A 24,191-nucleotide genomic window follows, 5' to 3' on the forward strand; every position below is an offset into this window, starting at 1 on the left:
CTTTTATCTTTTATCTTTTATCTTTTATCTTTTATCTTTTATCTTTTATTAATTAACTTCGTAAAAGAAATCATTTATCAACCATCATCTATAATTTTATGAAAGTAATCATCCACGGCGGTTTTTTCTCTGAAAGCGACCAAAGCCATGAAGTAAAAACAGCAAAACAGGAGTCGTTAAAACAAATTGCTCAAAAGGCATTCGATTATCTTAAGACCCATTCGGCTTTTGATACTGTTGCTTATGCTGTATCCTTGCTGGAAGATGATCCGTTATACAATGCCGGAACAGGTTCTCAGATCCAGAGTGATGGTGTTATCCGTATGAGTGCTGCCATTATGAATGGAAATACCCAGAAGCTAAGTGGTGTCATCAATATTGAAAATGTACAGAATCCCATTTTTGTCGCCAAAGATTTGATCAATGAAGATGACAGAGTTTTAGGGGGAAATGGTGCCAAAATCTATGCTACGGAAAATGGGTTTGAAAATTTTTCTACAGAAATTCCTCAAAGAAGAAAAGAATATGAAGCTAAGCTAGCCAATGGAGGTAAAGGAACTGTAGGCTGTGTTGCAATTGATCATGAAGGGAAACTGGCTGTTGCTACGTCTACCGGAGGTAAAGGTTTCGAGATTCCCGGAAGAATTTCAGATTCTGCCACAGTGGCCGGAAATTATGCCAATGCCTTCTGTGCGGTAAGTTGTACAGGGGTTGGTGAAGACATTGTAAGCAATGCTACTGCTGCAAAAATTGTAACAAGAGTTACGGATGGAATGAGCCTTCAGCAGGCTTTCAATAAAACATTTGAGGAGCTTAAAACCATTGATGGGTTTGCAGGTGCTATCGCTATTGATAAAGATGGAAATGTACATCATCAGGATTCATATCCTACTATGGTTTTCGCCAGTTTTGATGGTGAAAAACTTGAAGTCTTTTCCTAAATTTAACATTTATTTATAAGTCCATTTATTTTTTTGGCACGTATTTTACATTATTCATAACAACAAATTTTAATATTAATACTTAAAAAAATAGAAATCATGGGAAACAAGACTAAAGGCTTATTAGCTTTACTAGGATTAGGTGCATTAGCTTACTGGAAATATAAGAATTCAAGCCCTGAAGATCAGCAAGCGGTAAAAGATAAGATCAATACAGCTAAAGATAATCTTAACAAATGGGGAAATGACCTTAAGAGCAAAGCCAATGATGTTGCTTCCCAGGTTCAGAATAAAGTGGACGAAGCAAAAACAAAGGCTGAGGACTCCCTGAGCTAACCAACACAGAGCAGTTTTTTTTAACATTCATATATAGGAAAAAGTCATCGTAATAGTAATTGCGATGACTTTTTATTAGGATTAAAATAATCTTATATTTTCTCTGCAATCAAAGCGAACACCAACGGTATTTTATTTCCGAACTGTGGAATTCTCCATTTTCCTTTTTCAAATTCATCTACATGTCTGAAGCACGGATAAGGTGACCAGTCAAATTCCTGAAAAGTCTCCAGTTTCAAACCTTTTTTCATTAAATTGTCCAGCACTTCTGCTAAGGAGTGGTTCCACATGACATACTCCTGTACAATAGGTGCAGACTGATCTGCATACGTTCCTTCATAAGTTTCCACAATCGGTTTTTCATTGAAATAATGGTAAGCAACTTTTGTAAAATCATCATCAAACATCCAGACAACAGGATGAAACTCTGCCATAATAAACTGCCCTCCCGGCTTCAGAAAATGATTGATAATTTCCGCCCATTTCTCAAGATCGGGAAGCCAGCCAATGGTACCGTAACTTGTATAAACGATGTCAAACTTATGATCCAGAACATTCGGCAGCTCATATACATCTGAACAGATAAATTCTGTGTCTGTACCGCATTGCTGTGCAAGTTCTCTGGCGGTATCAATAGCTTTATCAGAAAGGTCAATTCCGGTCACTTTTGCTCCCATTCTTGACAGGGAAATAGAATCCTGTCCGAAATGGCACTGCAAATGCAGAATACTTTTTCCTTTTATATCTCCAAGAAGCTCCAGCTCTATGGAGTTCAGCGAAGTTCTGCCTTTTAAGAACTCATCTACAAAGTAAAAATCCGATTTCAGATGAGGTTCTACTTTGGCATTCCAGGATTTTTTATTGATTTCTAAGTAATTTTCCATTGTTTTAGTTTAAAATGGGAGTTCCACCCATCAAGTAATTTCATTATTCAACACAATGATTACAATTTCTCCATCAATTTTTTCTTTTGCTCCAAAAATTCTTCCTCACTTAGAACTCCGGATTCCTTTAATCTTCCCAATTGTTCCAGCTGATCTAAAATACTAGGTTCGGATTTACTCTGAAAATGTTGTTCCAGACGGGACATGAAATCTCTTACTTTTTCACAAAACAGCTCAGCATGATACTTTCCTACTCCGTCAATCTCTACAACATCATCACTAACCTGAATATCTATAGAGGCGAGTAAGAATTCCTTTTCATATTGGATGGAGCTTATTTTGCTGTAAGAAAAGTCTTCTACTTTCAATCCGTACATGAACTCCTTATCCACAAAAATCAGTCTTCTGTCGGTGGCTACCAGGATGATATGATGATTGTTCAGTTTATTTCTGCCTTCTACGAGATAGACAATTCTTTCGTCCGGTGAAAGGATATCCGGTAATTCATGAATTTCTTTCCGGGCAAATATGGTAGGGCTGATATCCAGTTTTTTAAGCTCTTCTCTTATTTCGTCAAGTCTTGATTTTTCACTCATAGCGTTAGTTTTTTGGGTCTAAATTACTCTTTATAAGTAATAAAAATTTAATTCAATAAAAATATTAGTCTCCTGATGGTATCACAATGGAAGTATGCAAACAGTATAGCTTCCAGCCTAAGGTTTCATACAACAGCTTTCCTTCTTCCGTTGCCACTAAAATATTCTTGTAAAAACCTTTGGATAAAGCGATCTTCTCCAGTTCTTTCAATAAAAAACGGGCGAGCCCTTTCCTTTGATGATTTTTTTCGGTAATAATCCTGTCATACACAGCAACATCATCTATAAGAGAGATACGTCCTATAGAAGCCTGCTCACCATTCTCCGCTACAATCGTGATAACAAAGGTTGTATTGTACTCAGAAAATTCCAGATGGTATCCTTCTGCAAGACTTGTGTCCGGAAAATTCATCGGATGAAAACACGTCATCATATATCCCTGTGGCTGCAGTTTCCACCTTTCAGGAATTTGATCTGTAATTTGATCGGGGGGAACAGATGCTTTCAGATAAATCCAGGGCTCGGTAATTGAATTGGCAAGCTGAAAAAAATCGTCATTAAGCTCAGGAAATACAAAACGTTCTTTTTGTTTTTCATCTCCTACAACCACATGAAATCCGGATTTATAGGGAACGGCAAAAGGTACTTCTCTTGATAAGCACCAGCCTTTAAGCCAGCTTTCTACTATTTTTGCAGATACTTTATCTTTCATGATTGGTATAAAATTTTTATGGTAATTGCTCCAGCAGTTTCTTTTTTTGCTCTGCAAATTCGGCATCGGTTAAAATTCCGTTCTCCCTCAGCTTACCCAGTTTTTCAAGCTGATTTAAAATTTCGTCTGATGAGACTGCAATACTTTTGCCTGCTGTACCCATTTGTTTTGGAGATTGATCCTTAGAATTATTATAAATGGTTTTTATCGTATCATAGAACTTCTCTGCATCTTCCTTATCCATATAGCATTCAAACTCCACTATTCTTTCTTCCAGATGCAGTTTAATAATCGGAGATCTCGGATGGGTTACAAAGCTCACCGACTGTATGTTTTCATTAGGGTAAATAGTAATCTTTGCGGCACCAAACATTCCTTTTGATACAGAAATCATCCTTTTGGGTGTTGCTACCAATACTCCGGCATCCAATGTATTGACAAACTGAGCATCGGTAATCGCTGTGATCTGTTCATCTTCTGAAATCAGATAAGGAAGCTCTTTGATTTCTCCTTTGGTAAACATGGACAGATTAGCATGAAGCATTTCCAGTTCGTTCTTTATTTTCTGATGTCTTCGCTTATAAACTTCTTTTGAGATTTGATGAGAATCATAGAGTATCGTTGCAGGAAGATTCTGCTCTGTAGTCATCACAGCCTGAACGTCTTCAGCTTTTTCTGCACTCAGCATTTTATTGATATCCTTAATGCTGAATTTATTAAGATTGTAAAGCAATTCTTCATTGATATCGCTCACTTTATTCAAACATTTGTTGCATAAAACATTACCATCCGAAAGTGAATTCGCTCCCAGAAGCGTATCCATGGATGTTAATTCTGTATTACACAATGCACAATTATTAGTCATTCCTTTTTTATTCAAAAGTATTTAAATTCTCAACATCCATCAAAAAAAAACAACCACAAAAGTAATTTGCAGTTGTTCTGTTTTTATATAATTAAAAAAATTATTCTCCTAAGAACTCTTCTAAAGAAACCGTTTTCTGTACTCCTGCTTCAAGATCTTTAAAAGTAACCGTATTATTTTTGATTTCTTCTTCACCCAGGAAAACCAGGTTCTTTATGCCTTTCTTTTCAGCATACGTAAACTGCTTGTTGATCTTTGCATTTTCAGGGTATAGTTCTGCAGAAATCCCTTTAGCTCTCAGCTTCATGATCAGCTTTAATGCATCTGTGATTCCTTCACCTCCAAAGTTAGCAAACAGATATTCTATTTTGGCTGATGCTTCTTCAGGGAAAAGGTTGAGTTCTTCCATGACCAGATAAATTCTGTCTAATCCGAATGAGATTCCTATTCCTGGAATATTTTTAACGCCAAAAACTTCAGTAAGATTGTCGTATCTACCGCCACCTCCGATGGATCCCATAGCAACTTCATCCGCTTTCACTTCGAAAATGGCACCCGTATAATAATCCAGTCCTCTTGCCAGGGTAATATTGAAGACCAGGTTTTGAATATCCACACCAAGGTTCAGAGATTGGGTAAGAACAAATTCCAGCTCTTCTACTCCTTTTAGTCCGATTTCGTTCCCTGCAAATTTTTCTTTTAACTGAAGAAGATTTTCCAGAGCATCATCCGACTGGCTGAACAGGAAATCCAGCTTGTCAATAGATTCCTGAGAAATTTCTCTTTCCAAAAGTTCTTTTACAACTCCATCTTTCCCAATTTTATCCAGTTTATCAAGAGCAACAGTGAAATCAATCAGTTTATCTGTGATTCCTGCATATTCTGCCAATCCGGAAAGAATCTTTCTGTTGTTCATATGAATGGTTACAGGAACTCGCAGATCAGCAAAAGATTTCAGATACAACTGAACCAGCTCCACTTCCTGTAATAAACTCTCACTTCCTACTACATCGGCATCACACTGATAAAATTCTCTGAATCTTCCTTTCTGGGGTCTGTCTGCTCTCCAAACCGGCTGGATCTGAGAACGTTTGAACGGAAACGTCAGTTTACCATGATTCATCGCTACGAATCTTGCAAAAGGTACGGTAAGGTCATAACGAAGGGCTTTATCTGTAAGACTCTCTGCACTGAATGGTTTTTCCAATGCTTTTTGAAAGTCATGAAGCATCTGAGTTTTTTTCTCTTCTTTCGCTTCGTTGATGCTTGAATTTAAAATTTTAAAAATCAAGCGGTCACCTTCTTCTCCGTATTTTCCTGTCAACGTAGAAAGATTTTCAAAACTAGGTGTTTCCAAAGGCTGAAACCCGAATAATTCAAAATTATTCTGTAAAATATTGATGATATATTTTCTTCTGGAAACTTCCTGTGCCGTAAAATCTCTCGTCCCTTTTGCTAAACTTGGCTTCATTTATTGTATGTCATTTTGATAAATGCAAAAGTAAGGAATTGAAAGGAATTTTACACAGTATAAAAAGCTGAAGAAAGTGTTTCCCCCAGCTTTTCCTTTACTATTATCAATTATTCCAAAAAATCATACGCTTTCAAGAATCTCAAGAATCTCTTCACCATAATTTTCAATCTTATGCTTTCCAAACCCTTTGATTTCAAGCAATTCTTCCTTCTTAGCAGGTTTATACTTGGCTACAGATATCAGTTCTTTGTTGCTCGCGATGAAGTAAGTGGGCAGGTTCTGTTCTCTGGCTTTTTCCGATCTCCAGAATTTGAGAGCATCCAGAATTTTTTCTTCATCGGTATTCAAAAGATCAGTATCGGCAGAGTATTTTACTGCCTTTGGTTCTTTTACTGTACTTTTTGTGGGCTTTAATTCTTCAAAATACAATATAACAGACCAATAACGTTCTTCGTTCACAAAAGCTGTTTCTACTTTCATAATCTCATTGGCGTCCAGGAAATCATCCAGCATTTTCTGATCTTTGTAGAGAAATTCTTCCGGAAGTCTGATTTTAAAAACTTTTACTTTCATCATTTGTGTTTTTAGAATTATTTACCTCCTAATAAAAGAATCTCGTCTACCCGAATTTCTGTGATATACCGTTTTACCCCATCTTTATCATCATAGGATCTGTAGGTGATTTTGCCTTCTATGGCAATTTCTTTCCCTTTCGATACATACTTTTCAAAGATTTCTGCTGTTTTCCCAAAGGCAATCAGATTGTGCCATTGTGTTTCTTCTACTTTTTCTCCTTTCGCATTCGTGTAGTGATCGCTGGTAGCTAAAGATACACTTGCTTTTACGTTTCCATTATCGAAGTTTACCATTTCAACTTCTTTACCTGTGTAACCAATTAATGTTACTTTGTTTCTTAGTGACATAACTTTTAGATTTTAAAGATTAATAAATTCAGATAAGAGACGTTCACTGTTTTTCTCAAATCTCTGTTGCAAAGATTGCGATGTTCCGGTAAGACAGTCGGTTATAAACTATTTAAATCCGTTTGTAGTCGTTTGTAAACGAATAATAAAATAAATAGAATTCTATATAAAACAATATTTATCAAGCTTAAAAAGCAATAATGTTCACTTTTAAAGTAAAAATTAAACAATGAAAAGCCTTATCCTAAAATAAAATTCTTCTTCTAAAAAACATTGAAAAATAGATGTATGACAAGGATTTTTTTCTTTTTAATTTAATTTTTTTTTGCAAATTTGTAAAAATGTCTGATATGCAAAAAGAAAAACTCCGTACAGTAAGAAAGATGAAAGGTTTCACTCAACAGCAAATGGCTGAAGTGATCCCTACCGACGTCTCCAACTATAGCAGAAAAGAAAGCGGTACTGTATCTATAACACAGACAGAATGGAACAAACTTGCCCAGTTTTTAGAAGTTCCTATCGAAGAGATTTACGAAGAAGAGGAAGCTAAAATTGTTATTGAAAATCCTGTTTTTAACGATAATAATGGAGTCAATGTAGGTAATAGTAATGCTACAGCAAATATTAGCAATGAATTAAGCATAGAAATCATCAAAACGATGCAGGAATACATTGGTCTGCTGAAAGAAGAAATCAATAGATTGAAAAAGTAACAGTATAAAAGTTATTACGAGTAGAAGCTATCGCTGAAAAAATAAATTTATATTTTTTCAGCGATAGTTTTTTTTAAAATAAGCATCAACCGCTTTTTTTACAATAAACAAGATAAAAAAGGCACTCAACAAAATTGTTGAGCGCCCCCTACTTAATCATGCAACTAAAAATAAAAATTGAAACTTATATTTTTTCACATTCAATAATGCTTTTTGCATCTGTTCCGATGTGAATAATCTGAGTAAAGTGTAATCCTGCTTTTTCAATAAGCATTTTAAACTCACTTAAAGTTCTTTCTTTTCCCGTAAGGCAGGCCAGCATAACAATGTCCAGAAGTTTGGCAATATGGGGTTTATTTAAAGAATCGTCCGGGATAACTGCGTCTATAATTAATAGTTTTGCGCCTTTAGGCATTGCATTATAGCAGTTTTTAAGAATTTGTACACATTTATCATCATTCCAGTCATGCAGGATCCATTTCATGGTATATAAATCTGCACCTTGCGGTACTTCATCAAAAAAGCTTCCTATTGCTGTAGAACATCTTTCATTAAGATTTTCAGGAATCATTGTGATCGTTTTTTCAATGACATTGGCTTCATCAAAAATAATCCCGGAGCTTTGCGGAGCATTGTTCAGAATGGTATGGATCATGACCCCATTACTGCCTCCTATATCAACAATTTTTTTATAAGGTTTAAAATCATAGTTTTCTATAATCCCTTTTAGTTCCATGCCGGACATTCCTGTCATTCCCTTTCCAAAGTTTTCACCTGTTTCGGGAAATTCTTTATAAAAGCCCCAAAGATCTTTTCCATGAATTCTTTCAAAAGGAATTTTGCCTGTCTGAACAGCATAGGTCAGCTCTCCATAACCCGGAAAATGTTCATTCATAATGGTCAGGACAAAATTTTTTGCTGTTCCGGGAACATCGGTTTGCAGGGCAGCTCCGAAATCATTCAAAATAAAAGTTTTGTTTTCTGATTCTTCAAATATTCCGGCACCACATAATGCTCTCATTACCCGGTACAGCTGGCCTTCATGCGATTGTGTTTGTTCTGCAAGGAAAGAAATAGTTTTCGGACCGGAGGCCAGCCAATCAGCAATACTGAGCTCAGCAGCTGTTTTTATACATCCGGTGAGCCATAAACCACCCAGCATTTCAAACATTTTAAAAGTAAACTCCGGTTTAATGGATTGTTTTTCCATAATCATATTGGATTGTCATCTACTGCGTGTGAAAACAAGAACAAACTGATGAGTTTGTTCTTGTCTGACATGTGTCAAATTTGAAATTAAGCTTTAAATAATGAGATTAGTCTTTTGCCTGGGAAATCCTTGTTACACTGCTGATAGTAGCATCCAATGCGGTATCAGATTTTATTTTAATAAGATATCCGCTGCCTATAGACAAAGGATCGGCAACACTCACCAGGTAAAAAACAAGATCTCCGGAGGTTACCCCATTGGGTGCAACAGCGGTTTGATCTATGGAGAATGTTGAAGGTGGAACAGGATTGGAAAGGTTTACCGTCACGAAGGCTACAGAACCATTATTCTTGTTGGCATAACTTACAATAACCCTCCACATATGAACCTGTCCGGCAATAGGGTTTTCTAAAAACCGTCCCGTTGCCGGATCATATATATCTCCGGGTACGGGGTTGATAATATTTTCCGGCCATGTGGTTGTAGGAGATGATGCAAAGTCTGTCACAATATTCATTGGAGTTTGATAGACTATGTTTTGGTACGTCATTAAAGGAACTCCTCCGGAAGATCTGAATGCAAATGTGGGTTTTACTCCTGCCCCGCTATTGAGCTTAACAACTCCTTCATTAGCGGTTGTTAATGTCAGGGAAGAAATTACGGTACTCCACTGGGTTCCATTATAATACCTTAAGGTTTTATTGGTGGTATCGTAGATAATCATTCCTGCTGTAGGTGTTGTTACATTGGCCGGAGGATTGGCATTTCGGGAAAGTATGACTGCAGAATTTGCAGAAGTAACATCCAGAACTCCTTGTGGAGACGTCGTATTAATCCCTACCTGTCCAAAAATGAATGAAGAGCATAAAACGCTGAGTAATAAATTGGATTTTTTCATGGTTTGTTTTTTTGATGCATTAAAATTACAAAAAAACACAATACAGTGAAATAAAAATTAAAATTATTTATTGAAAATAAGACTGTTAAGCATAACAATAAACATTTATTTATAAAAAATTCATTTAAAACATCGATAAACTCTAAGTTTTTCAAAATAGAGTGAATTACATAAAATATATACTCTTTCAAAAAAAATAGCTTTAGTGAATATATTCTTTACCCTGGACTCAACTATCCAACACAAGTACAGCAACTACAATATTTCAACTCTTAAAAAATAATAATCCTGCAGGCGAGTTTATCTCACCTTCTTTTTTCAACCCAGCGGTTATCCATTTGCAAACGGATAATTCTGTATCTTTGTGAAAATTCTTCTTCTACCTTGTCATCATTATTTTTTCATTTCATACATTTTTATTAGTTTAGTTTCATGAAAAATATTGGTAACGTTTGGTCTAAAATCGAACTAATGTTTAGCTTTCCTCACATTTTTCGTAGGCATAATTCTTATCAAAAATTAACTTATGATTTTATATAAATATTTCCCTGAGAACATCAATTCTCTAAAGGCTCTCTCTTGTAAATCTGTCTGGATGAATTCAGCTCTTAAAATGAATGATCCTTTAGAATCATTGTCATTAATTAGTCAAGAATACTCTCAAGAAGATTTAAATCAATACAGAAAGCATATAAAAGAAAGTGAAGTTATTACAAAATCAGATTGGTTAAATTATAATAATGAGCAATTAATTGAATGTTTGAACTTCCTACGTAGAAATATTTTAGCTGGACTTTGCTTTTCATCATTCTCAGAAGATTACAATAATATTTTAATGTGGTCACATTATGCCTCATCACATACCGGTTTTTGTCTTGCCTTTGAATTTTCTGAGGATTTATTAGTTGAAAATGATTTGATTAAAGTTAAATATTCAAATAAAGTAGATTCATTAAATATTAAATCTCTAATGTGCGATGACAATTCTCCACATAAAGATTTAGTAGAGATGAAAAGAGATTTTTATAAAAGCTTAACTGTTAAATCACCTCATTGGAGTTATGAAAAAGAATGGAGAAAATGGGGATCCTCAGGATATGAGGATTTTGATGGTCGTGCGAAAATTGTGAAAATCTACTTTGGATACAGAATTGATAAAGAATTTGAAAACATTGTACGAAATATATTAAAGTCTGTAGAACTTGAAAATATAGAAATAAAATATATGGATATACAAGATAACTCAACAAATCTGACTACAATCAATGAAGAAGATTATAACAAAAATTTCAATAAAAGACAAAAATTGGTTGAAGGAACATATGTAAATATAAAATCCTTTATATAGAGAAGTTACAGCTAAAAAAATGTTAGGTTTATATCGGAATTGAAAATCCTTCCCTATTTTGTTATAAATACTTTTCCATAGACAATTTAATTCAAATTATAAAAAATAAAGAAGAGTAAATGAAGAAGACATTCAAAAGAACATTCAGGGTTTCAAAATATGTGATCTATAAAGAAACACTTGTAGATTACAAGGAACATTTCTGGTCATTTTTGGGCGCATTTTTTGGAATCGGGATTATTGCCTTTATCCAGTCCCATTCACTGGCAGAAACTGAGAATATATTCCTGATCGGTTCTTTTGGGGCATCGAGTGTTCTTATTTATGGAGCTATTCAGAGTCCTCTGGCCCAACCACGGAATCTTATAGGCGGACATGTCCTGTCGGCATTGGTGGGCGTTACTGTTTATCAGTTTGTTCCGGATGTAATCTGGCTTTCGGCACCTTTGGCAGTAGCATTTTCCATTGTGCTGATGCAGTATACAAAAACTTTGCATCCACCAGGTGGCGCTACAGCGCTGATCGCAGTAAGTTCTACAGGAAAAATTCCTGAACTGGGATATTGGTATGTTCTCTCCCCTGTTCTTTCCGGGTGCATTATTCTTTTGATTGTTGCTCTGTTTTTTAATAATATTACACCCAACAGAAGCTATCCTTCTCACAGCATGTTCAAAAAGCTGTTGAAAAAAAGACACCACCATCACTTAAAATAAAAATTATGAATTGTCTGGAATGCGGTGAGAAAATCATCGGAAGGTCTGATAAAAAATTCTGCAACGATGCCTGCCGGAACGCCTATAATAATAAGCAGAATAAGGATTCTAACAATCTTATGCGGAATGTTAATAACAAACTCCGTAAAAACTACCGCATTCTGATGGAAATCAATACCGATGGCAAAACAAAAGTCCCCAGATCCAGACTGGATGGCTTGGGTTTTGATTTCGATTATTTTACCAACCTGAAAGTTTATAAAAATGGTTCTGAATACAAGTTCATTTATGATTACGGTTATAAACTTCTGGAAGATGATTTTGTACTGATTGTAAAAAATCAGGCATAAACCCACCCACCACAAATATAGAATTATGAAAGAAGTTGTCCTGATCACCGGCGCCAGCGGCATGATCGCTAAAGAACTGGCAAAAAAAATAGGGAATGAATACGAGATCAGATTTCTGACCCGGAAAAAAAAACATGATTATGAGTATGAATGGGACATCAAAAAAGGAAATATAGATGAAACAGCCTTTAACAATGTTTCACACATCATTCACCTTGCAGGTGCCAATATTTCAGAAAAGCGCTGGACTCCGGAAAGAAAAAGAGAATTGATTTCCAGCCGTGTAGATTCCGCAGAATTACTCCGAACCACTTTAAGAAAAAACAGGATTAAGCTAAAGTCTTTTATTTCAGCTTCTGGAATTAATTTTTACGGTACAAAAACCTTAGAAAAGATTTACACAGAAAACGATCCTCCGGGTAATGATTTTCTAAGTGAAGTGGTGGTTTTATGGGAAAGAGCTGCTGATGATTTCAAGGAACAGGATCTGGCAGAAAGGGTTGTCAAAATAAGAACTGCCGTGGTTCTTTCTGAAAAAGACGGAGCTTTAAAGAAAATGATCCCTCCTATCCAATATTATATCGGTTCTCCGCTGGGAAGCGGCCAACAATATATGCCATGGGTTCATATTGAGGATATCTGTTCTATCTACGAATTTGCATTAAAAAATCCGACAATGGATGGTGCTTATAATGCAGTTTCTCCGCAACATGCCACCAATAAAGATCTGACAAAAAAGATTGCCAAAGTACTTGGAAGACCTTTGCTGATGCCCAATATTCCAGGATTTGTTCTGAAACTGCTATTCGGAGAACTGGCAAATGCTATTCTGGAAGGTTCCCGAGCTTCCTCAAAGAAACTTCAGGATGAAGGTTTCCATTTTAAATTTCCGGACTTGAATAAGGCTTTGGAAAATCTCTTACAAAAGCAATAACAGAATGGAGGAAGAACTTTTAATCCTAAAAAACATTTCCAGGCATATTTCACTTACCAATCAGGAGAAATCTTATTTTATCTCTCTATTAAAAGAAAAAAAGGTTGCCAAAAAAGAATTGATTTTACAGCAGCAACAAGCGTGTAAAGAGATTAATTTTGTTCAGACAGGAATTTTAAGAGCTTTTCATATGGATACCACAGGAAAAGAATCCACCATCATGTTTGCTGTTCCCGACTGGTGGATCACTGATATGTATTGTTTCATCAATCAGAAACCTGCCATGCTGAATATTGAAGCATTAGAAGAAAGTTGTATTTTGCAGCTTCAAAAAGATCATCTGGATGCGCTTTATCACAAAGTTCCAAAATTTGAACGCTTTTTCCGGATTATGATGCAGAATGCTTACATCAGAGAACAGCTCAGAACGATTGAAAATCTTTCTCTACCGGCAGAGGTACGTTATTATAACTTTCTAAAGAAATATCCTGAAGCGGTAAAACGGATCAGGCAAAAACAAATTGCTTCTTATTTAGGTATTACTCCTGAATTTTTAAGCCTTATAAAGTCCAAACAAAAAAACAGTTTCTCTTAAGCTATATTATTTTTTTTATTCTGAAAGTTCTGTTATTTTACTCAAAAAAATTATGTTTATACTTATTGCAGGCCCTTACCGTAGTGGAACGAATGATGATCCGCTGCTTATTCAGCAGAATCTTCACAATCTTGAATCTGTTGCTCTTCCTATTTTCAGAAAGGGACATATCCCAATTATCGGAGAATGGGTTGCATTACCATTGATCAACCTTGCCGGTTCTGCTCAAATAGGTGATGAAGCATGGCAGGAAATACAATATCCCGTAGCTCATGCCCTACTTGAAAAATGTGATGCAGTGCTACGTATAGAAGGAGCATCAAAGGGAGCTGATGAAGATGTAAGAATAGCTAAAGAAAGAGGTCTTACCATTTATTATAACCTAGAAGATATTCCTTATGCAAAATCCTGATATAACTATCCTTCAGACAGAAATCCTTTCAGATAACTGGTATACTTTAAACAAAGTTACCTACTCTGTTTTAAAAAAGAACGGAACTACAGAAACCCAGAGCAGAGAAGCTTATGACCGAGGAAACGGAGCCGTAATCCTTCTTTACAATACAGATTCAAACACCGTTATTCTTACCAGACAATTCAGATTACCTACTTATATCAACGGAAATTCGACAGGCATGCTCATTGAAGCCTGTGCCGGACTTTTGGATAACGATAATCCGGAAGACTGTATCAAAAGAGAAACAGAAGAAGAAACCGGATATAAAATTTCCAAGGTTGAAAAGGTTTTTGAAGCCTATATGTCGCCCGGATCTGTGACGGAAATTCTTTATTTCTTTATTGCAGAATATTCTCATGAAATGAAAATCAATGATGGAGGCGGACTGGAAGAAGAAGGGGAAAATATAGAAGTTCTTGAATTATCTTTTGACGAAAGCCTGAAAATGATCGAAACAGGAGAAATCAAAGATGCAAAAACCATCATGCTTCTGCAGCATCTGAGGATTAAAGGAATCTTGTAAAATAGAATATGAGTGATGATTGACACAGAAAACCGCTTATTTGAATAAAAGCAATACCTTAACTCCGGTAGTTTATACGATATGAAGTCTTTGGGAATACAGATAATTAAAGCTGGTGCTTTATTTTTAGTCTTTCTTTTCAGCATCCTGATGCTGAAAGTAATTTCCCAATATACTTCTTTGGATAAAAATACCGGATTTCTGGCTTTCAAACAAGAAGTAGTCGGAAATCCATACTGGATGGCTTTTTTCTACATTCATATTTTTTCAATAACACTTTGTCTGCTCGCTGGTCTGACACAGTTTTCGAACCGGTTTTTAGCGGAAAACAGAAACCTTCACAAGCTTATCGGGAAAATATATGTGTACAATATTCTGATCATCAATGTTCCCGCGTGTTTTGTACTGGGACTTTTTTCAAATGGCGGGCTTATCGGAATTACAGGATTTCTTGTACAGGACGTACTTTGGGCTTATTTCACTTTTGCTGCCGTATTTTTTATCAAAAAAGGAAATGTGAACAGACACAGAATGTATATGATCTTCAGCTATGCCGTCACCACTACAGCGATTACTTTCAGAATTGTTAAAAATCTGTTGTATAACGAAGCTTATCATGACTACAGTCTCTTTTATGGTTTGAATGTCTGGGCTGCCCTTTTTATCAACCTTTTCCTTGCTTATTTAATTCTTAGAAAAAACTCCTGGTTAACGGGAGAAATCAAGGGTAGAAAAGAAAATATACAGACTGAGGAACGACATCAGAAAAAATGACGCAATAAATATGAAAGTGTTAAAAATCAGTTCATATTTGCTTTGCCTGGTCCATTTACCGAAAAAGCGCATGATGAGGTAAGAAATGCCTCCAAAAACTGCGATAATAAAAAGAAGAAAAAAATAATAGATCATGGTTTTGTGTTAATTGATGTAAATCTATCATTTTAAATTTAGAAAAACAATCAAACTGAGGAACTGATCTCCACTAACTTTATTTGAGGCAAAAATCCACAATTCCGGCAAGGTTTAAATTATAACCGGATGTGTAAAGAATTCAATCCTTTTGTTTCCATAACCCGGATTACAGTCTTATTGGAGTAAGCAATTATCATTAACAAAAAAACCTCTGTATCAGTTTATTACTATCTATTTTTTAGGATTTGACACCCCTGAATTCTGAAAATACAAAAACGAAAGTATAAAATCCATATAAAATTTGCAAAATCAATTGAGAAAATCTATTTAATCCTTTATATTTCGAATTTAAAGCCTTAATTTTGCACTGAAATTCAGAAAATTCGGATTCTTTCAACAGGTTATGTACATGAAAAAAATGATGATCGGGCTTGCTTTGGCCTTATCCATTACTATCTGGGGACAAAAAACTCCTGCAAAAGCAAACAGTCTGACCCCTTACAGCTATCAGACTTTTAACTGTGACAATAAAGGGTATTTTGACCCGGCAAAATATAAAAAAGAAGAAATAGACGGCGTCAATAAACTTTTGTATCAGTTCAATGGGGTTGTATTTGATACCCAGCCTGTTTTTAAACTTACCCAGCTTGAAGAAATCCGTAAAAACAGAGAAACGTATTTGCAGGAACTGGAAAAGCAGTATGAAGAAAAGAAAAAAGAATTGTACAGCCTTAAAGTAATTGATCTTCCAAAATGGAAAAAATTAATGGAAGAAACCATCGATTCTTTTGAAAATGAATACCAGCTTAATAAAGAAGAAATCCTTGCCTATTCTGATCCTACCACACTGAGAAACAGTAAATATTACAATACCTGCAGAGAACAGATTGACGCCATATCGTCTCCCGACAGAGAAAAGATGTTTGCCGCATGGAGAGCATATACTGAACTTAAAAGTAAAAATAATGCTGATCCAAAGGGTGTAATGGCAAGATTTGATGCCAAAATGAATGATCCGCAGAGAGAAGACTACGCTTTGATCGACATGATAGGACTTGGTTTTCACAACTGTGCCAACAGCAGTTTCAGACAGAAACGTAATGACGAGGGAACTTCTTACAAGGATTTTGATAAGATTTTTACCAAGCTGAAGAAAACTTGTGATGAACCTTAGGATTGATGTAAAACCTGAAAGATTAAATATAGCAGCACTCAGATTGGGTGCTGTTTTTTTGTATTCCCAAATTGAATAAAAATTACGATCAAAGTTTAATCGGCTGTGAAAGTTAACTATACAGGATTCTACAGCAGTTAATCATCCTAATTTAATGCTTTAAAAACAGCTAAATAAATTAATAATGAATAAGTTATGGTTTATCAGATTTAAATCCGTAATTTTGCACCCCGAAAATAAGGATTAGAGATATGAAAAAAATTGGTGAGCACAGAACACTTCTTGGAGTTGATAAAAACGTTACTTTAAAAGAATTAAAGACGATTTACAGAAATGTGATGAAAGATACCCATCCTGATAAATTCATTAATGATGAAGCAGGAAAGCAGGAAGCTGAAGAAAAGAGCAAATCTGTGATTGAAGCCTACCACTTTTTGGTAAGTATCAATCCTGAAACGCAGGAAAAATATAAAGAAGAATATACTGAAACCATTACAAAATCCAATATTCAGGATTTTTATCTGGAGAAATCAATTTTAACGGTTCAGCATCTGAACGGGAATATGTATGAATATATGGGCGTTCCAAGAAATACATACATTAAAATGATTAATGCTGATTCACCAAGCCGTTTTGCAAGAAGACATATCTACGGAAACTTCGTTTACAGAAAGTCCGGAGAGGCTATGGCAGATTAATTTTTTCCATTACAATATTTTAGAGCTTCCAGCAAAACTGGAAGCTCTTTGTTTTATGTTTTGGGCTAAAGCCGAATAATGAACGTTATAGAATTAAGCGGGCTAAAGCCCGCTCCTATTGAATATTTTCTGATTGCGTAATTAATTATCAATAGAAATGGGCTTTAGCCCATTTACAATAATAAAAATAATCCAACGGCTTTAGGAGCCAAAACCTATATAACCCAAATCCTGAATATTATTTACCAACAAAAAGCGCCTCAGGAAATCTGAGGCGCTTTCGGTTAATTAAAGGTTAAATTTATTTATCTAAATGCTTCGGAGTAAATCCGTCTTCATTCAATTCTCTGTGTACGTAATCTGCTTTCATTTCAGCTTCGTAGTCTACTTTCTTATGTTGTCCCATTCTTCTTAAAAGAGAGTCAAATAATGAATATACTACCGGTACAATGATCAGGGTAAGGAATAGTGACGATGTCAGACCACCGATTACTACCCATGCAAGACCTTTGTTCATCTCTGCTCCGGCACCTGTTGCCAATGCGATCGGTAACATACCGAAGATCATCGCAATGGTGGTCATCAGGATCGGACGAAGACGTGCGTGGTTCGCCTGTACCAGGGCATCGTGAGTATTGGCACCTGCTGCTTTTCTTGCATTCGTAAAGTCAACGATAAGGATCGCATTCTTCGCTACCAGACCAATCAACATGATCATCCCTAACATGGTGAAAATGTTCAGCGAGTTGGCCGTTAAGGCAAGGATAACCATTACCCCGATCATCGCCAACGGAATTGAGAACAATACCACGAAAGGATATACAAAACTGTCATATAGTGAAACCATTACCAGGTATACCAATACGATAGCGGCCAATAATGCAATTCCCAATGTACCGAAACCTTCCTGCTGGTTTTCCATATCTCCACTCCAGATGTAATCTACACCTACAGGTTTTTTATCGCTGTTCATGAACTGGTTTGCCCATTCATTCGCTACGTCCCCTACCGGTCTACCAACAGCTTTCGCTCTTACTTTTACAGATGGAGATTTATCTCTACGTTCAAGCAAACTCGGTCCTGAACCCATTTCCACATTAGCAAACTGACTTAAACGAACCTGCTGCCCCTGAGGGTTTGTAAACATAAGGTTTTTAACGTCATCAATAGATTGTCTGTTCACATCTCCGAAACGGATATTGATATCATATTCATATTCTCCCGCTCTGAATTTTCCGTCTGTATTTCCGTTGAATGCAGTCTGCATCGTCTGTCCTACACTTGAAAGATTCAGGCCTAAAGCTGCCATTTTATCTCTGTCGATACTTACTTGAACTTCAGGGCTACCTGTATCGGTTGACAATTCTGCGTCTACTGCTCCGGGAACTTTTTTCAGCAATTCAAGGATTCTTGTTGCTTCTTTCACTGCTGTAGCGTTATCCGGAGCGGTTACTACCATTTCAATAGGAGCATTTTCCGCACCCATGATACCGATTGGAGCAGTTTTAAACTCAACTCCTGTGAATTTCTCTTCCAGCTGTCTTTTTATTTTTGCAGCTTTGATGTTGGTACTTTCAGAACGTTCAGACTTATCAGTTAAGTTCACCTGAACCTCAGATTGGTAAGTAGTTGCCTGAGCACCACCAAAACCAGTAGACTGCTGTCCGACTGTTGTGATAAGATCTACAACATCTTTATCATTTCTTAAGAATTTCTCAACATCTAATGTTAATTGGTTTGTCTTCTCAACGGTTGCATCTTTTGACAATTCCATTTGTACCAGGAACTGGCCACGGTCGATTGGCGGGAAGAACTCACCTCCGATGAATCCGAATGCTACCAGCATGAATGAACTGATTAAAATAATAAATGTGATCACCACTGTTGAAATTCTTCTTAACGTCGTTTTCAGACACCATTCAAGGATATCAGTGATCCAGTGTGTAAACTTGTCAATTAATCCTTCAAACCAAAGAATGAATTTCTCGAACCAGTTTTTCCCTGTTAAATGTTCCAGTTTACCGAATCTTGATGATAACCAAGGAATAATGGTAAATGAAGCCAATAAGGATAACAAGGTGGCAATAACTACCGTGACGCAGAACTGTGCAAGGATGTTGGCTACAAGACCTGAACTCATTGCGATCGGTAAGAATACCACCACAATTACCAGGGTAATTGCCGCAACGGTGAATCCGATCTCTGAAGCTCCGTCATACGCTGCTCTGATCTTACTTTTACCCATCTCCATGTGACGGTAAATGTTTTCCAGTACTACAATCGCGTCATCCACAAGGATCCCAACCACAAGGGATAGCCCCAGTAAACTCATTAAGTTCAAAGTATATCCCATTAAGTTCATTCCGATGAACGCCGCCACCAATGAAGCCGGGATAGAAACCATTACGATGAATGCGTTTCTGATACTGTGAAGGAATAGTAACATTACAATTGCCACGAGGATAATCGCTAAGAATAAGTCGAAAATAACGTGGTTGGCTGATTCAAGGGTAAATTCTGTCGTATCGTTTACGATTTTTACTTTTACTCCCTGAACTTTATAGGCTTCTTCTACTGTTTTGATGGTCTTCTGAACACTTTCAGATACTGCTACCGCATTGGCATCAGATTGTTTTTTAACCTGCATCAAAATCGTAGGAAACTGATTGAATCTCGCTACTTTTTCAACATCCTTCTGAGAGTCGAAAACGGTTGCGATATCAGATAAACGTACCTGAGCTCCGTTTTTATTGGAAACGACAAGGTTGTTCATTTCCTCCGTAGACTTATACTTTCCTGAAAGTCTGATCGTAGATTTTGTAGTTCTCGTCTTCAAACTTCCTGTAGGGAAATCTAAGTTTGATGAAAGAATGGCCTGTTGTACGTCTCCAATTGAAAGTCCGTACCCCTGTAATTTTTTCTCATCAAGATTTACCTGAATCTCTCTCTCCTGTCCACCTACAAGGTCAACCTGAGCTACACCGTTTACACGTGAGAAAATAGGTTCAATCTTTTTATCCAATAAGTCATAAAGGTCCTTACTATTCAGTTTATCTGATGAAATACTCATCGTGATAATCGGTAAATCATCTAAGGAGAATTTATTCAGAGACGGTGCCTTCACGTCTTCCGGAAGGTCTGCCAGAATAGCATTTACTTTTCTCTGCGCATCATTTAAAGCGTAATCTACATCGGCTCCATCATTCAGCTGAACCATGATTACAGATAAGCTTTCGTATGAAGAAGATTCTACTTTTTTAACGTTTTCCAAAGAACCTACAGCATCTTCAATTTTTCGGGTTACGGAGGTTTCCACCTCTGCAGGTGAAGCTCCCGGATAGACCGTAGAAATGGTTACCATGTTGGTTTCAAACTTCGGAATCAATTCGTATCCCATGAGTGTATAACTCAGGATACCTCCCAACGTCAGAATTGTAAATAATACAATTACCAGCGAGGGTCTTTTGATCGATATTTCTGCTAACTTCATAGATCTGCTACTTTACAATGTTCACTTTAGATCCGTTGTCCAGGTTGATCTGTCCGCTGGTTACCACCTGCTCTCCTCCATTCAATCCACTTAAAATCTGAACTTTATCTCCATAAACTTTTCCGATGGTTACTTTGATCAATTTAGCAACACCATTCTGAACAATGAATAATTGTCCTGAGCTTACTCCATTTACAAACGCTTCTGCAGGAACGGTAAGCATATTCTGAGTTTCTGCACCGTTGTTTGTACTGAATTTAGCTGTTGCATACATACCAGCCTTAAGGTTTCCTTTGTTTTGTACTTCGATTTCAACAGGGAAATTCAGAGAAGCATCACTTTTAGGAGCGATGAAAGTAATTCTACCTACGAAAGAATCTTCCGGAAGAACATTTACTTTAATCGGAACTTCCTGACCTAACTGGATTTTTCCGATCTGGCTTTCATCTACCAAAACAGAAAGTTTCAGACTGTTGATATTAACGATTTCAAACATCGATGTTCCAGGAGAAACCACCGTTCCGGGCTCAACCATTTTCTTGTTGATCGTACCGCTGATTCCTGCACGGATGCTTGTATCATTTACTTTTACACCTTGTGCTCTTACTGCAGCCTGAGCATTTTTCAGCTGTAGTCTTGAGTTGTCAAGCTGTTGTTTTGTAACTCCGCCCGTTTTATATGCGTTCTCATAGCGTTGGTTATCAATAATAGCATTCTGCAGATTGTTCTGAGCCTGGGTAACATCTACTTCGATAGCATCTTTTTTAATAGTTGCCAAAACCTGTCCTGCTCCTACCCTTGAACCTTCTTTTACCAAAACGCTTACAATACGTCCTGATATTTCAGAAGACTGGTTCATTTCCTGCTTAGGAATAAAAGTTCCGTTGGCTGAGTAGTCTGTATCAATATTTTCTCTTGTAACGGTTACAATATTAACATTGATCTTATCCACCTGCTTGGCAACTTCTTTTACTTCCTGCGTCTGCTTTTCTTTGTTACCCGCAATCTTGTAAGCGGCTAAACCTACCAGTACAGCTGCTACGATGATATATATTAAAGTTTTTTTCATTTTAGTTTATTATAAGTTTTGTAGTGTGTTTAGTTCACCCTTAGCTTTTATCAGCTTGATCTCTGCCTGTTTATAATCCAGCAATGCATTAGAATAGTTCTGTTTTGCCTGCGTAAGAGCATTTTCAGAATCCAGCACTTCCGTAAGTGTTGCCAGTCCATACTGGTAGTTTGACTGGGTATTTTTCCGAACTCTTTCCGCCAATCCTACATTATCTTTCATGCTTTCGAGATTGATCAATGCATTTTCCATATTGGTAACGGCATTTTTATAATCTAAACTTAAGCTCAGCTGAGTGTTTTCAATATCAACATCAAGATCCTGAATATCTATTTCTGCCTGGTTGATCTTCGCTTTGGTAGCTCCACCTGTGAAAATAGGAATATTGACATTCAAACCAATTGCTGAAAAATCACTCCAGAGAACACCTTTACTAAGGCCATTGGTCAATGGGAATTTGGCTCCGTTGGCTCCCCATCCGTAGTTCGCTGTAAGATTTACTGATGGATAAAGATAAGCTTCAGTCGCTTTTTTATTGAAAACCAAAAGTTCCCTGTTTTTATTTAAAACTTTAAGCTCCGTACGATCATTAAGATTTACGTTGCTCGCAATCAATTCAGGTTTTGGTTCGATTTCTTTTTCCTCAAGCTCGATGTCTGTAGAAATCGGGATTCCCATATAAAACTTAAGGGCATTTTTTGAAAGTTCCACAGAATTGATTAAAGCCTGCTTGTTGGAACCGATATTGGTAAGCTGAACATTGGTTCTGTCCAAATCGATTGCTTTTGCCAGACCGTTATCAACCAGACTTTTAATAACATTTCTTACTTTTTCAGTGTTGGCATAGCTAGCTGTTACCGTTTTAAGGTTTTCCTCCTGTACGAACACCTGATAATAAGCTGTTGCAACATTTTCAATAATCTGTTCATTGGTTAACTGAGCATTCAGTACATAAAACTCTCTTGTTGACTTTGCAGCTTTCAATCCTGTAAATACTCTCTGATCAAAAATCGCCTGCTGAAGCTGTACAGAAGCTGTTGAACCCCACGGCTGCCCAAACTGAGCTCTGATCTTCTCTCCTCCAAATTCCAGCAAAGATTCCTGAATAATCGGATTATAGGTTAAACCTGCCGTAGCAGTGACCTGAGGAAGGGCACCGGCTCTGGCTTCATCAATCTTGTATTCGGCTTTTTTCACCTGTAAAGCAGCTTTTTTAGCTTCTGCTTTATTTTGAAGTGCCTGTTTAATTGCTTCCTGCAGGGAAACCTGCTGCTGGGCAGACATCAGTGTTGAGCCGAAAATCATAAATGCTGAAGCTATCCCAATTTTTAGCTTTGTAGCAGTTATACGTTTTCTATTCATAATTTTATACTTCGTTTATTTTTTATTTAATTTTCATTCATTATTTATTTCTATTTGACGAATCATTTTCAGAAATACTTTAGTTTTTTTTTAGTTTTTGAACAACATATTGATAATAATCTCTCTTCTTTCAGAAATAATTTTATCATATTCTTCATCATTAATTAATAAATTCTCCATGAATAATGGTCTTATGGCGCTTGGGAATACCAACAGCGAAACCATGTTCAGAATAAACTGAACCGGTGCCATTTTCTCAATATTTCCCAATTCCATTTCTTTTTCAATATCCTTGTACATATCGTTCAGGATATCCTCTTCAATCTCTCTGTGATGGCAGGTTCCTTTATTGATCTGTGACACAATATACGTTTCCAGATACGGATATTGAAGGCTTGTGGAAAGACTGCTTTCTATGAATTTGCTGATCTTCTCTTTAAAAGGAAGAGCTGAATTCTGAATAATCTTCGACTTTTCCTGTTCTACTCTTTGTGCTTCATCAAAGATGATCTGGATTAGCTTATCTCTTGAACGGAAATAATAATTAATAAGGGTTCTGTTCACTCCTGCTTCATCTGCAATCTCCTGCGTAGTAGCATCAAACTTTCCTTTCACAAAGAATAAATTCTTCGCTGTCTCCTTGATCAATTCCTGTGTTTGGTCTTTTTTTGCTTGATTTGACATTTTTGTTAAACAAATTTGTGCAAATTTATATTAAAAATTATTTTTGACAAAATTGTTAAACATAAAAATTAAACAAAAATGTCATGACATCGATCATGCCTTCAAATAAAAAGCGAAATAAAAATGTCTAAAAAGAATTTTCTTTTTAGACATAATGATACTAGCTTCTCTTATCGAAGAATCTACAAACGTTGGATACTATTATACTTGCAAGAAACCAGATACTTGTAGCTTCATTGATACTGTCAAGCGTAGTAGAGAAGCTTCAAAAGAGTGAATACGGCTGATTTACTTTAATAGTTGTAATAAAAAGGATAAGATAGATCATAT

26 protein-coding genes are annotated in these 24,191 nt (G+C 36.3%); 13 read left to right on the plus strand and 13 right to left on the minus strand.

The window, feature by feature from the left end:
* The first annotated feature begins 98 nt into the window (after positions 1 to 98).
* Entirely contained in the window at positions 99 to 941 is an 843-nt protein-coding gene (locus V0410_RS05230) for an isoaspartyl peptidase/L-asparaginase (protein WP_330746594.1), read from the plus strand.
* A gap of 99 nt (positions 942 to 1,040) precedes the next feature.
* Positions 1,041 to 1,277, plus strand: coding sequence for a YtxH domain-containing protein (locus V0410_RS05235; protein WP_110010931.1), 237 nt, complete (start codon positions 1,041 to 1,043; stop codon positions 1,275 to 1,277).
* A 92-nt stretch (positions 1,278 to 1,369) separates the two neighbouring features.
* Here the strand turns inward: V0410_RS05235 and V0410_RS05240 are convergent, their stop codons facing one another.
* From V0410_RS05240 to V0410_RS05270, 7 genes are all read right to left on the minus strand, one after another.
* Entirely contained in the window at positions 1,370 to 2,161 is a 792-nt protein-coding gene (locus tag V0410_RS05240; protein ID WP_330746595.1) for a class I SAM-dependent methyltransferase, read from the minus strand.
* Between the two features lie 59 nt (positions 2,162 to 2,220).
* Positions 2,221 to 2,757: a PH domain-containing protein gene (locus V0410_RS05245; protein WP_330746596.1), complete on the minus strand. Its 537-nt coding sequence runs from the start codon at positions 2,755 to 2,757 to the stop codon at positions 2,221 to 2,223.
* A gap of 64 nt (positions 2,758 to 2,821) precedes the next feature.
* Positions 2,822 to 3,469: a GNAT family N-acetyltransferase gene (locus V0410_RS05250; RefSeq protein ID WP_330746597.1), complete on the minus strand. Its 648-nt coding sequence runs from the start codon at positions 3,467 to 3,469 to the stop codon at positions 2,822 to 2,824.
* 16 nt (positions 3,470 to 3,485) lie between these two features.
* Positions 3,486 to 4,334 (minus strand): PH domain-containing protein, encoded by an 849-nt coding sequence (locus tag V0410_RS05255; protein ID WP_330746598.1) that lies wholly within the window; start codon positions 4,332 to 4,334, stop codon positions 3,486 to 3,488.
* A gap of 100 nt (positions 4,335 to 4,434) precedes the next feature.
* Positions 4,435 to 5,805 (minus strand): histidine--tRNA ligase, encoded by a 1,371-nt coding sequence (hisS, locus tag V0410_RS05260; protein ID WP_330746599.1) that lies wholly within the window; start codon positions 5,803 to 5,805, stop codon positions 4,435 to 4,437.
* 123 nt (positions 5,806 to 5,928) lie between these two features.
* Positions 5,929 to 6,384: an HRDC domain-containing protein gene (locus V0410_RS05265; protein WP_228406545.1), complete on the minus strand. Its 456-nt coding sequence runs from the start codon at positions 6,382 to 6,384 to the stop codon at positions 5,929 to 5,931.
* Between the two features lie 14 nt (positions 6,385 to 6,398).
* Positions 6,399 to 6,731, minus strand: a complete 333-nt coding sequence (locus tag V0410_RS05270; protein WP_047429680.1) for a single-stranded DNA-binding protein — start codon at positions 6,729 to 6,731, stop codon at positions 6,399 to 6,401.
* A 350-nt stretch (positions 6,732 to 7,081) separates the two neighbouring features.
* Here V0410_RS05270 and V0410_RS05275 point away from each other — a divergent pair, with 350 nt between their 5' ends.
* Complete coding sequence (locus V0410_RS05275; protein WP_330746600.1) at positions 7,082 to 7,444, plus strand: helix-turn-helix domain-containing protein; 363 nt, start codon at positions 7,082 to 7,084, stop codon at positions 7,442 to 7,444.
* A 184-nt stretch (positions 7,445 to 7,628) separates the two neighbouring features.
* Here V0410_RS05275 and V0410_RS05280 read toward each other — a convergent pair whose 3' ends face one another.
* Both V0410_RS05280 and V0410_RS05285 read right to left on the minus strand, forming a co-directional pair.
* Positions 7,629 to 8,654, minus strand: a complete 1,026-nt coding sequence (locus V0410_RS05280; protein WP_330746601.1) for a methyltransferase — start codon at positions 8,652 to 8,654, stop codon at positions 7,629 to 7,631.
* A 106-nt stretch (positions 8,655 to 8,760) separates the two neighbouring features.
* Positions 8,761 to 9,552, minus strand: a complete 792-nt coding sequence (locus tag V0410_RS05285; RefSeq protein WP_330746602.1) for a hypothetical protein — start codon at positions 9,550 to 9,552, stop codon at positions 8,761 to 8,763.
* A 526-nt stretch (positions 9,553 to 10,078) separates the two neighbouring features.
* Between V0410_RS05285 and V0410_RS05290 the strand changes: the two genes are divergently transcribed.
* From V0410_RS05290 to V0410_RS05335, 10 genes are all read left to right on the plus strand, one after another.
* Positions 10,079 to 10,900, plus strand: a complete 822-nt coding sequence (locus V0410_RS05290; protein WP_330746603.1) for a DUF2971 domain-containing protein — start codon at positions 10,079 to 10,081, stop codon at positions 10,898 to 10,900.
* A 119-nt stretch (positions 10,901 to 11,019) separates the two neighbouring features.
* Positions 11,020 to 11,613: an HPP family protein gene (locus V0410_RS05295; protein WP_330746604.1), complete on the plus strand. Its 594-nt coding sequence runs from the start codon at positions 11,020 to 11,022 to the stop codon at positions 11,611 to 11,613.
* A gap of 5 nt (positions 11,614 to 11,618) precedes the next feature.
* Positions 11,619 to 11,963: a hypothetical protein gene (locus tag V0410_RS05300; protein WP_110010942.1), complete on the plus strand. Its 345-nt coding sequence runs from the start codon at positions 11,619 to 11,621 to the stop codon at positions 11,961 to 11,963.
* A gap of 25 nt (positions 11,964 to 11,988) precedes the next feature.
* On the plus strand, positions 11,989 to 12,897 hold the full coding sequence (locus V0410_RS05305; protein WP_330746605.1) for a TIGR01777 family oxidoreductase: 909 nt from the start codon (positions 11,989 to 11,991) through the stop codon (positions 12,895 to 12,897).
* A 4-nt stretch (positions 12,898 to 12,901) separates the two neighbouring features.
* On the plus strand, positions 12,902 to 13,492 hold the full coding sequence (locus tag V0410_RS05310; protein WP_330746606.1) for a Crp/Fnr family transcriptional regulator: 591 nt from the start codon (positions 12,902 to 12,904) through the stop codon (positions 13,490 to 13,492).
* A gap of 52 nt (positions 13,493 to 13,544) precedes the next feature.
* Positions 13,545 to 13,904 (plus strand): DUF4406 domain-containing protein, encoded by a 360-nt coding sequence (locus V0410_RS05315; protein WP_202840771.1) that lies wholly within the window; start codon positions 13,545 to 13,547, stop codon positions 13,902 to 13,904.
* Positions 13,891 to 14,472, plus strand: a complete 582-nt coding sequence (gene nudK / locus V0410_RS05320; RefSeq protein ID WP_330746607.1) for a GDP-mannose pyrophosphatase NudK — start codon at positions 13,891 to 13,893, stop codon at positions 14,470 to 14,472. The genes V0410_RS05315 and nudK overlap by 14 nt, the downstream gene beginning before the upstream one ends.
* A gap of 90 nt (positions 14,473 to 14,562) precedes the next feature.
* Positions 14,563 to 15,246: a DUF2306 domain-containing protein gene (locus V0410_RS05325; protein ID WP_330746608.1), complete on the plus strand. Its 684-nt coding sequence runs from the start codon at positions 14,563 to 14,565 to the stop codon at positions 15,244 to 15,246.
* Positions 15,247 to 15,793: 547 nt separating this feature from the next.
* Complete coding sequence (locus V0410_RS05330; protein ID WP_330746609.1) at positions 15,794 to 16,558, plus strand: hypothetical protein; 765 nt, start codon at positions 15,794 to 15,796, stop codon at positions 16,556 to 16,558.
* A gap of 251 nt (positions 16,559 to 16,809) precedes the next feature.
* Positions 16,810 to 17,256, plus strand: a complete 447-nt coding sequence (locus V0410_RS05335; protein ID WP_330746610.1) for a KTSC domain-containing protein — start codon at positions 16,810 to 16,812, stop codon at positions 17,254 to 17,256.
* 301 nt (positions 17,257 to 17,557) lie between these two features.
* On the opposite strand, the gene V0410_RS05340 is transcribed toward V0410_RS05335, so the two are convergent.
* The 4 genes from V0410_RS05340 to V0410_RS05355 form a co-directional block, all read right to left on the minus strand.
* Positions 17,558 to 20,746, minus strand: coding sequence for an efflux RND transporter permease subunit (locus tag V0410_RS05340; RefSeq protein ID WP_330746611.1), 3,189 nt, complete (start codon positions 20,744 to 20,746; stop codon positions 17,558 to 17,560).
* Positions 20,747 to 20,753: 7 nt separating this feature from the next.
* On the minus strand, positions 20,754 to 21,815 hold the full coding sequence (locus tag V0410_RS05345) for an efflux RND transporter periplasmic adaptor subunit (protein ID WP_330746612.1): 1,062 nt from the start codon (positions 21,813 to 21,815) through the stop codon (positions 20,754 to 20,756).
* 9 nt (positions 21,816 to 21,824) lie between these two features.
* On the minus strand, positions 21,825 to 23,177 hold the full coding sequence (locus V0410_RS05350; RefSeq protein WP_330746613.1) for a TolC family protein: 1,353 nt from the start codon (positions 23,175 to 23,177) through the stop codon (positions 21,825 to 21,827).
* Between the two features lie 90 nt (positions 23,178 to 23,267).
* The gene (locus V0410_RS05355; protein WP_227943757.1) at positions 23,268 to 23,861 is read right to left on the minus strand and encodes a TetR/AcrR family transcriptional regulator; all 594 of its coding nucleotides are present in this window, start codon (positions 23,859 to 23,861) and stop codon (positions 23,268 to 23,270) included.
* Between the last annotated feature and the right edge of the window lie 330 nt (positions 23,862 to 24,191).

This window comes from Chryseobacterium sp. CP-77 (genome assembly GCF_036362765.1).
Taxonomy (GTDB): domain Bacteria; phylum Bacteroidota; class Bacteroidia; order Flavobacteriales; family Weeksellaceae; genus Chryseobacterium; species Chryseobacterium cupriresistens.